The sequence below is a fragment of the Methylophaga pinxianii genome, assembly GCF_020447225.1.
Lineage (GTDB): Bacteria > Pseudomonadota > Gammaproteobacteria > Nitrosococcales > Methylophagaceae > Methylophaga > Methylophaga pinxianii.
The window spans coordinates 59,435-72,196 of record NZ_JAJAEO010000177.1; the positions used below are offsets into that span (position 1 = coordinate 59,435).

The window sequence follows — 12,762 nt, forward strand, 5'->3', positions numbered from 1 at the left end:
GAATGCGCCCTTCTTTTGTATTGGCGGAGCGGACGGGACTCGAACCCGCGACCTCCGGCGTGACAGGCCAGCATTCTAACCAGCTGAACTACCGCTCCTGATATTCCTGGTGGGTGCTGAGGGGTTCGAACCCCCGACCCTCGCCTTGTAAGGGCGATGCTCTCCCAGCTGAGCTAAGCACCCCAGAAAAAAGAAACTAGTTTACAGCATCCTTAAGAGCTTTACCAGCTTTAAATGCAGGAATTTTTGCAGCTGCAATTTTGATTTCTTCACCGGTGCGTGGGTTACGACCAGTACGAGCAGCACGCTCACGAACAGAAAAAGTACCGAAACCTACCAGAGTAACTTGATCGCCTTTGCTCAAAGCTTTTGTAACTGCAGATGTCACGCCGTCTACAGCCAGAGCCGCTTTTGCTTTTGAAATGTCTGCGGCCGCAGCAACTGCATCGATTAATTCAGATTTATTCACAGCTTTATTCCTCGTGTCGTTTTATATTATGTGTTCAAGTCCCAAAGGACACACAACACCTCGGCGCGTCTCATTGGTTGTGTGTATCTAACTACAGCAAAAACAGTGTGTCAAGACAGTAAAACATGAGTCTCATCTGGCATGAACGTTTTTTTGTGAACGACCTCTAAACTCTTGCCAAATCAGAGATTAAGCGTTTACTTATATAGCCAGTACTTATTTTAAGCACTGATAGATTGAGCCAAAGCAACATATTGTTCAACAGACAAGGTTTCCGGTCTTTGTTTTGGATCGATACCCAGTACCTCCAGTGCAGACAGGGAAACACTATTTTTCAATGTGTTAGCGATGGTTTTTCGACGTTGACTAAATGCCTGTGTCACCAAACTGCCTAAGGTTTTAATACAAACATTACCTCCTAAAAACGACTTCCTCGGTTGTAAATAAATGATTGCTGACTCGACTTTAGGAGGGGGATCAAAAGCAGTGGGTGGCACAATAAATAATTGTTCAGCCTGACACTGATATTGAATCATTATGCTTAAACGTCCGTAGCTTTTACTGCCAGGTGCGGCACAAATGCGCTCTACAACCTCACGTTGCAGCATAAAACACATATCTTCAATGAGTGTTGCCTGATCCAGTAAGTGAAATAATAACGGCGTGGTGATGTTGTATGGAAGGTTGCCGATGACTCTTAATTTTTCATCTTTTTGCTGCAATAATTTGAAATCAAATTCCAATGCATCAGCTTGATGAATATACAAGTTAGGGGCGGCATTGAACTGATTTTGAAGAATCGGCACCAAATCACGATCCAGTTCAATCACATCCAATCGTCCCGCATCTTCCAATAACCATTCGGTTAATGCACCACGACCAGGTCCAATCTCGACGAGATGCTGATCCGGTTGAGGGGATATCGCGGCGATAATATCGGCAATAACGGCTTCGTCATGTAAAAAGTTTTGACCAAACCGTTTACGTGCTTTGGGATAAATTCGTTGCTCACTCATGGGGTGTTTTATTTTGCGACATTGTTTCAGCCATATTGATTGCTGCCTGGAGACTCGTCGCACTGGCTTTACCTGAACCGGCAAGATCCAGCGCTGTCCCGTGATCTACCGAAGTGCGAATAAAGGGAAGACCGAGCGTGATATTGACGGCATCACCAAAGCCTTGATGTTTCAGAACGGGTAAACCTTGATCATGATACATCGCCAACACCGCATCATAATCTGCTAAGCGGGATTTTACGAAAATCGTATCTGCAGGCCATGGGCCGGTGAAGTCATAACCTTTACGCTGCATAAATTTAATCGCAGGCTCGATAATAGTTTTCTCTTCTGTACCAAGATGTCCGCCCTCTCCTGCGTGAGGATTTAAACCGCATACGGCTATTCGAGGCTGCTTTAAAGCAAAACGTTGCTGCAGACTTTCCCCCAGAATATGCATGATTTTAAGTAGACTGTCCTGGCTTATGGCATCGCTGACATCGCGGAGAGGTAAATGCGTTGTAGCCAAGGCAACACGAAGCTCAGGCGTTGCCAACATCATGACTACTTTATTCACCCCGGCCCCGTCAGCAAAAAACTCGGTATGGCCACTGAAAGCTACGTGAGCATCATTAATCACACCTTTATGCACAGGTGCGGTTACCACCGCATCAAAGGTCCCATTCAAGCAACCATCCAACGCGATTTGCAAAGTTTTTAAGACATAAGCCGAATTGGCAGGATTGAGTTGACCAGCGACTACCTTATCAGCAAGCTTGCAGGGTATATAAACCAGACTACCCTCCGCCGATGGTTGGGCAGCAGATGTGGGATCAAACTCAATTAACTTTATGGGTAACTTAAGTAGATCTGCTCGCTGTTGTAAGAGCTCAGGATCCGCCACAACGATTATTTGATTTCGTTGAGAAGACTGAGCCAGCTGAACACATAGATCAGGGCCTATTCCCGCTGGCTCACCTGCCGTAAGGGCAATTCGTTGAATATCACTCAAAGGTCACGATACTCAATATAGGCTTCATCACGCATCGCTCTTAACCAACTTTCCAGCTCTTCTTCGATCTTGCGTTGTTTCAGTTGTTCACGAGCTTTATTTCGATTGAACTCATCGGCCATATTCTGTTCACGACGTTCTTCTACCTGAAGCAAGTGCCAACCAAAGCGGCTTTTAAAAACTTCACTCATTTCACCTTCAGCTAACGAGTTCATTACTTCTTCAAATTCTGGAACCATAACACCAGGGCTTGCCCAACCGAGGCTTCCCCCTTCGATGGCTGAGCCTGTATCCTCTGAATGTGCCCTTGCCAGTTCAGCAAAATCTTCACCGTTCAATATGCGCTCGCGTAATTGATTAAGTCTGCTTTCAGCGGCTTCATCCGTTACCAGTTCATTGGTTTTAATTAGAATATGTCTTGCTTTGGTCTGTTTGACCAAGTGCGTTTCCTCACTGCGTTTTTCAGCAAGTTTGACCAAATGAAAGCCGCTGCCACTTCGGATCACTTCACTGACTTCGCCAACAGATAAGTTTGGCACTACGCCAGCAAATAAAGTTGGTAACTCGGCTTGTTTACGCCAGCCTAATTCACCACCTTCTAACGCATTTTGACCATCAGAATATCCCGCAGCAACTTCAGAAAAATCTGCTCCTTGCTCCAATAAACCTTGAATCTCAGCTAGTTTTTCTTCTGCGGCCTGTACCTGTTCTGGTGTCGGCGCATCTGGAATACCGACTAAAATATGTAGTAATCGAAATGCTTGTTCAGAGTCACCCTGAAGATTCTGGGTGGCCAGAAAATTATCCACTTCACGTTCTGAAACAACGATGGCGTCTTCTACCTCACTCTTACGTAAACGACTGATTACCATTTCTTCTCGAATGGTTTCTCTGAATTCAGCAAAATCATAGCCATCACTTTCCAGAGCGTCACGGAACTGACGTAAAGTGAGATTGTTGTTTTCGGCAATTTGTCTGATGGAAGCATTTAATGCATCATCACCTACTCGAATTCCAGACATATCAGCGCGTTGAAGCTGCAGCTTTTGCATGATGAGTCGTTCTAATACCTGGCGACGTAAAATTTCCGAGGATGGAATAGCCGCTTCACGTTGACGAAGTTGTTGGCGAACTGTCTGTTCCATTTCTACCAGCTCACTGTCCAGGATGACTTCGTTATTAACGACAGCGACGATACGGTCAAGTGGCGCTGCCCATACGCTGTTAGCAAGCAATAAGCCGACAAGCAAATATTTAATCATGAACTATGCAAACTCCGTAAATTGATGGTCATTATTATAACGTTTCAAGGTGGCTTCGACCTAAAGCACAAATATAGGTATCTGAAATACTGACAAATGGATGGGTTAGAAAGTTGAATTGGTCGGTGGATGTTTATTCATATCCTCGTATACTTTCTTCAAGCAAACTTTCTGATTTTTTACCAAAGCGTCCCAACCCTTTCAGCTCAATTTCAAAATAAATAGCTTTATTACGGCTGTCCGCATTGATGTCGTTGATGTAATCCCTGAAAACCATACGCGTTGCCCAACAACAACTATGATATTCAACCCCGGCTAATGCCTCTAACGTTGTATTATCCATTAAAGATCGATAATAGCGTCCGATGACACTCCATTGATCGTTTATCGGCAGGCTGCCAGAGACGTCTGCTTGTTCTAACGGGAACTGGTTTACACCATCATCACGACGATACCGATGCGCAATATTGAACACACCACCATTATCACTCCGGTAGCGTAACTGTAGCGATGACATATTCGATGTGGTGCTATCCGGATCCCACTGAATCTGTCCTGCCAAAGCCCATTCTTTAGTAATACTGGCCACCGCCTCAGCAATATAATCCGAATCAGATGTAGTCTCTCTAGCGTCCTGATTCAGATTTACCTTACGATCAGAAAAGTACTGAATTTGACCCAATGTCATTCTTAGTTTTTCGCGGCCAGTCTCTTCATTAATAAACCGGCTGGTTAAGCCCACAGTAACTTGATTGGCATCGCCGATTCTGTCAGGTCCGGTAAAGCGATCATGGCTGAACATGCTACCCATACCAAAGGTTCGTAAATTGGTGTCAAAAAGTGGAATGTCATCCTGATTACGGTAAGGGATATATAGGTAAAAGGCTCTGGGCTCTAGAGTCTGAATCATTTTGTTACCGGCAAAATTCAACGGCTTTTCAAATACCAGACCACTATCAAGACTTACTACCGGTAAGGTACGGTTAATCGAACTTTCGTCAAACTGACTTTCTTCGCTGAGGTTATCCAGCGAATAGTTGGTTTGCTTTATTGCGACTCTGGGGGTAACAAAAAAGCCTGCTGTACCCATGGGTAAACTGACAGCAGGTTCCAAATCCAGACGTTGGCCAGTGACACGCTCATCATGATCAAAAGCTGTAAATTCAGAATTAAATTCATAGCTTAACCCGTAAGCCTGGTCAGGCAATAATCCACGAAGGGTCAATTGAGGCAGACGTTGATAGGGATCTTCAACATCCTCTAAAAGATTTTGGTAGCCCTGAACTCTTGCACCAAAATTCCAAATATCACCGTAATAATTTACATTGAGCAAGCGATTTAAATGAGTTGTACTGCTTAGGCTCAAATTACCACTGAAATCTTCCAGATAATCCCGGTCTGATACGTAGTTGTAATCGACTAACGTACGCCAGCGATTACCATAACGACCATTTTGTTGGAATGCGAAGTGCTTGCGATCCTCATTATAGTTGGGATTCAGTTCATCACCATTTTGACGCAAACTGTCACTACCTAAAAAGCCTGCATCGATTAAACCTTCTGATTGGCTGGTGAGATAACGAAACTCACCATTCAACATCAAGCCGCGATCAGACATGTAACGAGGTGTCACTGTCGCATCCATCTGCGGTGCGATGTTCCAGTAATACGGTGTACTGACATCAAAACCGGTTTCATTTGAGCTACCAATCGACGGAATCAAAAAGCCTGACTTACGTTCATCGCTCAACGGAAAACTAATGTACGGCGTATAAAAAACCGGAAAATCCTTCATACGCAAGACAACATCATAGGCTCGGCCGACGCCTTCCTCATGATCTAGATTGACTTCTCCGGCTTTTAGCTTCCAGAAATCATCGTTTTCCATACACGTTGTGTAAGTGGCATTTTTTAATTGCGTCGACTGCACACCCTGACGATTCACATGACTCGCTTCACCACGCGCGTTCATCTGTTTCATTTGATAGGTGGCATCAATTAATGTGCCCCGATCTTCATTGAGACTCCACTCCGCCTGATCACCAAATATCGACATCTGGCTGTCACGCAAACGCACATCACCTTGTGCTGTCACTTGACCGGTCGTTTGATTGTAGGTGGCCCGATTGGCATTGAGCTGCTGCCCTCCACGACGAACATCTACTTTGCCGGTGAAAACCGAGGTTCCTAAATCAACCAATTGTGCTGTATCGGCTTGAACGTCAACTTCACTCTCTTCAGTAAGAGCATCTTCAGGGAGAAAAAAATCAGCGTCTGGTCTTGGACAGTGACTGGGCACATGGTATGGCTCTGCGGAAACAAGAGGAGCAAAACAGGAAATAAAGCCTGCAGATAGAATTATCAGTTTGCGCATCAACATCCCCGATCAGCCTTGATGACCGAAAAATCGGCCATCTCCATTCAATAAATAACTGCCAATTTATCGCACAGAAATGTGCTTTCATCAAATCCCCTATCTAATTAAGTAGGCCCAAAACAATATATTTACCATTCATCAATAACTTAGCTTTACTATGGCGTTCCAGCTTGATTCACAGCCAACCCATTCTCCGTATAAGCTTGAGACAATAATGTAAATATTTTCAAATATTCTGTTGACAGAGAAAAACTCAATCCCTATAGTATGCGCTTCCTTTCGGGGGCTATAGCTCAGCTGGGAGAGCGCTTGCATGGCATGCAAGAGGTCGGCGGTTCGATCCCGCCTAGCTCCACCAAGAAACGAAAGAAAACAGTTTTAGGTCCCCATCGTCTAGAGGCCTAGGACACTGCCCTTTCACGGCGGTAACAGGGGTTCGAATCCCCTTGGGGACGCCATATAAGGCAACCAGTAACAAGATTTACTGGGCGTTAATAAAAAGGCGGTGAGATTTCTCACCGCCTTTTTTGTTTTAGCCATAATGCATTTTCTTTACTTAGCCATTTCGCTCACAGATAATCAGCACAACGTTTTTCAATGGTGAGCAACATGACAGTCCATTTTTTCTCCGTGAACACATTTCAAGCCAGAAACCTCTTCAGACAAATTCTATGTTTGTTGCTGCTTTTTTCACTCGTGTCCCTATCAACAGCACAAGCTGAAGTGGAACCCAATGACGCATTTGCAGCTGAGTTTTCGGTGCTGACTGAGGACAACCTGCCCCACTACGTGAGTAGAATGGCACAGCGTTATTACGAACAGGTGGAATTGCTGGGGAAGTATTTTCAGCTATATCAACAAAGACGTGATCCCCGCGGCTTTAATGTTTGGCACCTTAAAGGCTTTTCGCCAAACTTCAATACGTTAAATGCAGAAAACCAGCAGGTGGCTATGCTGAACGAAGCCTTTTTGGCAGAGCGTCCTGAGAAAGCATTAAGCAGCATTTTTGCTGGGCTTAAAGATGTTTCGGTTAATCTGATGGTGGCATTTCGTGATAATGATCCACAAGCGTTTAAACTGGCAAAAACTCAAGTGCAAAGCCACAGTGCACAACTTGAAAGCTTGCTCAAAGCACATAACCTGAACCATGAAGTGCGACAAGTCTCGCTGGACTAGCGCACCCTTCGCAACATAAATATGCCTATGCCAGCAAAGATAAAGGTCGGCAAGGATGCCGCCAGCCAGGGCAGAACGCCAAATACCAAGCCCATATGCTGAAAGCTCTGGTTGAATAGATGAAAGCCAATACCCACTAAAACCCCCACCAGAATCCGCCCACCAATCGGCGCTGAACGTAACGGACCAAAGATAAAGGGTACGGCTAAGAACACCATCACAGCGGAGCTGAGCGGCATCATGATTTTGCTCCAGAATGCCAATTGATACTGGCTGACTGACTGATGGTTGGATTTGAGATAAGAAACGTATTCAATCAGGTTCCAGACCGGTAAGAATTCTGGTGGCACTACTACCACATTGAGCATGCCGGGATTTAGTTTAGACCGCCACTTGGCCCGTTCAATAGCTCTGACCTCTACCCCATTCTCATCAATGGTACTTTGCACCACATCAAACATCAGCCACTCGTTGTTTTCGTATCGGGCTTCTCTCGCTTTGGTCACGATACGTAATCGATGTTTATCATCAAACTCGTAAACCTTGATGCCTTCAAATCTGCCATCGCGATGGATACGTTGAATATGATTGAAATGATTGCCATCACGGGTCCAGAAACCAAATTCTGATTGGCTACCTTCGGTCCCCGTTTGAGCAGATGTCTGGATCTGCAAGGCTTTTTGTTCAGTCATTGGCCTGATGAACTCACCAATCACAACAGCAACGATCATTAATATACCGGCAACAATCAACACCGCTTTATTAATCTCTTTGACCGATACACCAGCGGCTCGCATCGCCACCAGTTCACTTTGTGATGCTAGTGTCCCCAACCCTATAACACTGCCCAACAAAGCAGCTACAGGTAATAATTCATATATCCGCTTGGGCATCGATAACGCGAGATAGGCCAGTACATCCAGTAATTGATAATCACCTTTGCCCAAATCGTCTAATTCAGTAATAAAATCCATAAAGGTATAAAGCGACATCAACACCACCAGAACTAACGCGGTGCTGGCTAGTATGGTTTTACTGATATAGCGTTGCAGAATCATGCTGTTTTAAGCCGTTTACGTTGTTGCCAGAATCGTTTGAGTTTTAGACGGTTTTGTAACATCAGCATAATGCCAATCATCAGAAGATGTACCCAAACTGCCCCAATCCAGGGCGCCAGATCACCTTTCTCCACCCAGGCTCGGGTCACACCCAATAAATTGCTGTAAATCACATAGACCAGCACAGCAGGAAAAAATCCGGCATACCGGCCCTGTCTTGGTCCAGTGTGGGCCAAAGTAATCGCTATCACACTCAGGATTATGGTCATCACAGCACTGGATACACGCCACTGTATTTCCGCGAGATCGCGTGGTTCACCTCGATCCCATAGTACTGCCGTTGGTAAAGACTTATGTTTTTCGCGAACCTGAACAGACTCACCGCGTTCGATCAGCATGCTATGGGTTTTGTATTCAGCAATACGAAAATCCAAATCCCCCGGATTCCCTTCATAACGATAACCATCTTCTAAAACCAGATATTTATCACCGCTTTCTGACTCAATATCAAAACGTCCGCGCTCAGCCCTGAAAATTAGAGGCTTTTCGTCACGATGAATTTCAATAAAAACATTTTCCATATGGGTTTTATCTTCACTGAGCTGCTGGGAGTAAAACGTCCAGTCACCGTTTTGACTTTCCTTAAAACTACCCGCCACCAGCCCTGTGGTATTCGCAGCGATTTTGGCTTTTTGTTCAATTTCGTATCGCCCGGACAACACATCAGGCACAATCAGCAAAGCTAACACACCAGTAATAATTGCCATCGCGCCGCTAAAAATCACCACATTACGCAAAATACGATTACCATCAATGCCGCAGGCAGCAATGACCGTCAGTTCGTTATCTGAACTCATTCGTGACAAACTAAGTAATACAGCGAGAAAAGTGCCAATTGGCAACAAAATAGATAAAGCGCCCAGCGAGTTGAGCCAAAGCAAATTGAAGATGACTTCTGCGGGTATATTACCTACCGCAGCCTGGGCCAGATAGCGAGCGAAACGGGTTGCGACATAAATCAGCCACAACACGCCGATAACCGCTGTCAACGAAATTAAAAACTCTCGCAACATATATCGGTCTATCAGGCTGAAACGCTCAATAAATAATCGTCTTAGGGCGGGCATTATTCAGTGGTCTTCGTTAGAATAGGCAGTCAGTTCACTGCAGTAAAAAGCGCAGTCTAAACCATCTACATCAACAGGAGAAATCCATGCAGTATTTTGTGACCAAAGATGTTTTACCAACACAGTCGATCGACTGTATTGCCGTGGCCGTATTTGAAGGTAACCAGCTCAGTCCTGCAGCGGCGACATTAAACACGGCAAGCAATGGCTTGATTCAGCGCGTTATTGAACGTGGCGACATCACCGGTAAAGCGGGTCAAACCATGCTGCTGCAGGATATTGAAGGCGTTTCCAGTCCACGCGTACTGTTAGTCGGCTGTGGTCAGTTTGAAAAAACCAGCGAAAATGATTTTAATGCCGCATGCATTGCAATGGCTAAGTGGTTAAATGACAGTGCCGCAACACAAGCGGTCAGCTGTTTGGCTGAAGCTCCTGTGAAGGATCGTAGTACGGCATGGAAAATTCGCCAAACCATTATCAATACAGAAACGGCTTTGTATCGCTACAGCCAGACCAAAAGCCAGTTCAAACCGGTTGAAAAACCGCTTGTTCGACTTGGCTTTATGGCCAGCGAAGCGGATATCGATGCATTGGAAAAAGCCTGTGAAACAGGTGCAGCTATCGGTAAAGGTATGAATTTGGCACGTGAACTGGGTAACCTGCCAGGCAATATCTGTACCCCAACCTATCTGGCGGAACAAGCCATTAAACTGGGTCAGAATTATGCCAATCTGGCAGTCGATGTTTTGGAAGAAAGTGATATGGCCGAGCTGGGAATGGGGTCATTCCTCTCTGTTTCCCGTGGGAGTCGACAACCTGCTAAATTAATTACTCTGAATTATGGCGGCGGTGGTAGCAGCAAACCCATCGTTCTGGTCGGTAAAGGGTTAACCTTTGATGCGGGCGGTATTTCGCTTAAACCGGCACAAGGTATGGATGAAATGAAATACGATATGTGTGGTTCCGCCAGCGTTATGGGAACTATACAAGCCGTTGCTGAATTACAGTTACCTATCAATGTTATCGGCGTTATTCCAAGCTCAGAAAACCTGCCTGATGGTGAAGCAAACAAGCCCGGCGACGTAGTAACCAGTATGTCTGGTCAGACCATTGAAATACTGAACACTGACGCCGAGGGCCGTTTAATTCTTTGCGATGCCCTGACCTACAGCGAACGTTTTAATCCCGATACCGTTATCGATATTGCCACTTTAACCGGTGCTATTATTGTCGCCCTTGGCAACAATGCTTCAGGTTTGATGGCTAACAACCAGGATCTGGCGGATGACCTGCTAAAAGCCGGTAACGACAGTTTTGACAGAGCTTGGCAATTACCGTTATGGGATGACTATCAGAAACAACTCGACAGCAACTTTGCTGATATCGCCAATGTGGGTGGTAAAGAGGCTGGTAGTGTTACCGCTGCATGTTTCCTGTCTCGTTTCACCGAGAAATTCAAATGGGCGCATCTGGATATCGCCGGTACTGCCTGGAACGGCGGTAAGGAAAAAGGCGCAACTGGTCGCCCAGTGCCCTTATTAATGCAATATATTCTGAACCGTCTGGAAGGCTGATAGTCCGTTCATGACCAAAGTCAGTTTTTACATTCTGAATACGACGGATCCGCTCGACCGGCAACAATTTGCCTGCCGGTTGGCGGAAAAAGCCTATCTACAAGGTCACCAGGTTTTTGTTCATACAGAAAATCAGGCTCAGACTGAAGCCATGGACCAGGCGCTATGGGCTTTTCGGCCAGACAGTTTTGTCCCGCATCAGATCTTAGCGACAGATAGTAAAATCGAAGCGCCGGTATTGATTAGTCATGAAACTTCAGCGCCGCCTAAATTAATGGATGTATTAATCAATCTCAACCCGGTTCAGCCATTATTTTTCAGTCAGTTTGAACGTCTGGCAGAAATTATTGATGGTGATGAAGACATCAAAAAACAGGGCCGCGTCCGTTATCAGTTTTACAAGGATCGCGGCTATCATCTGGAGACACACCAGATAAACAGTTAATGCTTTCCGGCTCAGTCATGACCGGGCACACATTAAGCGGGTATAATGCCCGCTTTTCTTTTTCCGAACAGATAAACGCAGAGACGCATGGACAAAACCTATAATCCCGATGCAATAGAACAACGCTGGTATCAACAGTGGGAACAAAACGGCGAATTCAAACCTTCTGGTGAAGGCACGCCTTACGCCATTATGTTGCCGCCACCTAATGTCACCGGCAGTTTGCATATGGGCCATGGGTTTAATAACACCATCATGGATCTGCTGACCCGTTACCACCGCATGAAAGGTGATAACACGCTATGGCAACCGGGGACTGATCATGCCGGTATCGCCACACAAATGGTGGTTGAACGTCAATTAAATGCTGAAGGTAAAACCCGCCATGATCTGGGCCGTGAAGCGTTTATTGATCGCATCTGGGACTGGAAAGCCGAATCCGGTGGCAATATTACCCGTCAGTTACGCCGTCTTGGCTCTTCATTGGACTGGTCTCGCGATCGTTTCACTATGGATGACAATTTGTCAGAAGCCGTGAAACATGTGTTTATCAAACTGCATGAAGAAGGTTTGATTTACCGCGGCAAACGCCTGGTGAACTGGGATCCGGTTTTACATACCGCCGTATCTGATCTGGAAGTCTTATCCGAAGAAGAAGCTGGCCATTTATGGCATTTCCGTTATCCATTAACCGATGGCAGCGGTCATCTAGTGGTGGCCACAACCCGTCCGGAAACCATGCTCGGTGATACCGCCGTTGCAGTACATCCGGAAGATGAACGCTATAAACACCTGATTGGCAAAACCATCACTCTGCCATTGGTTGGACGCGAAATTCCCATCATCGGCGATGATTATGTCGATCCGGAATTTGGTAGTGGTTGTGTCAAAATCACCCCTGCGCATGACTTTAACGATGCGGAAGTTGGTAACCGACATAATCTTGAACAAATCAATATTCTGACCATCGATGCCGCCATCAATGACAATGCACCGGAAAAATATCGCGGCCTGGATCGCTATGACGCCCGCAAGCAAATCGTAGCTGACTTTGAAGCATTGGGCCTACTGGAAAAAATTCAGGATCACAAACTGATGGTGCCACGTGGTGACCGTTCCAATGCCGTTATCGAACCGTTATTGACTGATCAGTGGTATGTCAAAGCCGATGTGCTTGCAGCGCCAGCGGTTGAAGCGGTAAAGAGTGGCAAAATCAAATTTGTTCCGGCCAACTGGGATAAAACCTTTTATAACTGGATGGATGGTA

Annotated in this window: 11 protein-coding genes and 4 tRNA genes; 6 read left to right on the top strand and 9 right to left on the bottom strand. The window is 45.7% G+C overall.

The genetic code is table 11. The features are described 5' to 3' along the window. Positions 1-21: 21 nt before the first annotated feature. The 7 genes from LGT40_RS10515 to LGT40_RS10545 all read right to left on the bottom strand — a co-directional run bounded on the left by LGT40_RS10515 (position 22) and on the right by LGT40_RS10545 (position 6,112). Positions 22-98 (bottom strand) — tRNA-Asp (locus tag LGT40_RS10515). Positions 99-107: 9 nt separating this feature from the next. After that, positions 108-183: transfer RNA gene (locus tag LGT40_RS10520), tRNA-Val, on the bottom strand. 13 nt (positions 184-196) lie between these two features. Then, entirely contained in the window at positions 197-469 is a 273-nt protein-coding gene (hbs, locus tag LGT40_RS10525) for a non-specific DNA-binding protein Hbs (protein ID WP_014707392.1), read from the bottom strand. 221 nt (positions 470-690) lie between these two features. Then, positions 691-1,485: a 16S rRNA (adenine(1518)-N(6)/adenine(1519)-N(6))-dimethyltransferase RsmA gene (gene rsmA / locus LGT40_RS10530; protein ID WP_226070666.1), complete on the bottom strand. Its 795-nt coding sequence runs from the start codon at positions 1,483-1,485 to the stop codon at positions 691-693. Then, positions 1,478-2,476 (bottom strand): 4-hydroxythreonine-4-phosphate dehydrogenase PdxA, encoded by a 999-nt coding sequence (pdxA, locus tag LGT40_RS10535; RefSeq protein WP_226070669.1) that lies wholly within the window; start codon positions 2,474-2,476, stop codon positions 1,478-1,480. The genes rsmA and pdxA overlap by 8 nt, the downstream gene beginning before the upstream one ends. After that, positions 2,473-3,738: a peptidylprolyl isomerase gene (locus LGT40_RS10540; protein ID WP_226070671.1), complete on the bottom strand. Its 1,266-nt coding sequence runs from the start codon at positions 3,736-3,738 to the stop codon at positions 2,473-2,475. Before LGT40_RS10540 ends, pdxA begins: the two co-directional genes overlap by 4 nt. Before the next feature lie 133 nt (positions 3,739-3,871). Then, a complete protein-coding gene (locus LGT40_RS10545) occupies positions 3,872-6,112 on the bottom strand; it encodes an LPS-assembly protein LptD (RefSeq protein WP_226070673.1) in 2,241 nt (746 codons plus the stop codon). A gap of 285 nt (positions 6,113-6,397) precedes the next feature. On the opposite strand from LGT40_RS10545, the gene LGT40_RS10550 reads away from it, so the two are divergent. The 3 genes from LGT40_RS10550 to LGT40_RS10560 all read left to right on the top strand — a co-directional run bounded on the left by LGT40_RS10550 (position 6,398) and on the right by LGT40_RS10560 (position 7,291). Continuing rightward, a tRNA-Ala gene (locus LGT40_RS10550) sits at positions 6,398-6,473 on the top strand. A gap of 24 nt (positions 6,474-6,497) precedes the next feature. After that, positions 6,498-6,573: transfer RNA gene (locus LGT40_RS10555), tRNA-Glu, on the top strand. A 151-nt stretch (positions 6,574-6,724) separates the two neighbouring features. Next, positions 6,725-7,291: a hypothetical protein gene (locus LGT40_RS10560; protein WP_226070675.1), complete on the top strand. Its 567-nt coding sequence runs from the start codon at positions 6,725-6,727 to the stop codon at positions 7,289-7,291. Here the strand turns inward: LGT40_RS10560 and lptG are convergent. Both lptG and lptF read right to left on the bottom strand, forming a co-directional pair. Then, complete coding sequence (gene lptG / locus LGT40_RS10565; protein ID WP_226070677.1) at positions 7,288-8,349, bottom strand: LPS export ABC transporter permease LptG; 1,062 nt, start codon at positions 8,347-8,349, stop codon at positions 7,288-7,290. The two genes, LGT40_RS10560 and lptG, sit on opposite strands and share 4 nt — an antisense overlap. Further along, the gene (gene lptF, locus LGT40_RS10570; RefSeq protein ID WP_226070679.1) at positions 8,346-9,476 is read right to left on the bottom strand and encodes an LPS export ABC transporter permease LptF; all 1,131 of its coding nucleotides are present in this window, start codon (positions 9,474-9,476) and stop codon (positions 8,346-8,348) included. The genes lptG and lptF overlap by 4 nt, the downstream gene beginning before the upstream one ends. Before the next feature lie 86 nt (positions 9,477-9,562). On the opposite strand from lptF, the gene LGT40_RS10575 reads away from it, so the two are divergent. The 3 genes from LGT40_RS10575 to valS all read left to right on the top strand — a co-directional run. After that, a complete protein-coding gene (locus LGT40_RS10575; protein ID WP_226070681.1) occupies positions 9,563-11,050 on the top strand; it encodes a leucyl aminopeptidase in 1,488 nt (495 codons plus the stop codon). A 10-nt stretch (positions 11,051-11,060) separates the two neighbouring features. Then, the gene (locus LGT40_RS10580) at positions 11,061-11,495 is read left to right on the top strand and encodes a DNA polymerase III subunit chi (RefSeq protein ID WP_226070683.1); all 435 of its coding nucleotides are present in this window, start codon (positions 11,061-11,063) and stop codon (positions 11,493-11,495) included. Between the two features lie 87 nt (positions 11,496-11,582). Further along, positions 11,583-12,762 (top strand): valine--tRNA ligase (gene valS / locus LGT40_RS10585; protein WP_226343201.1); only part of this gene is annotated, 1,180 nt, incomplete at its 3' end.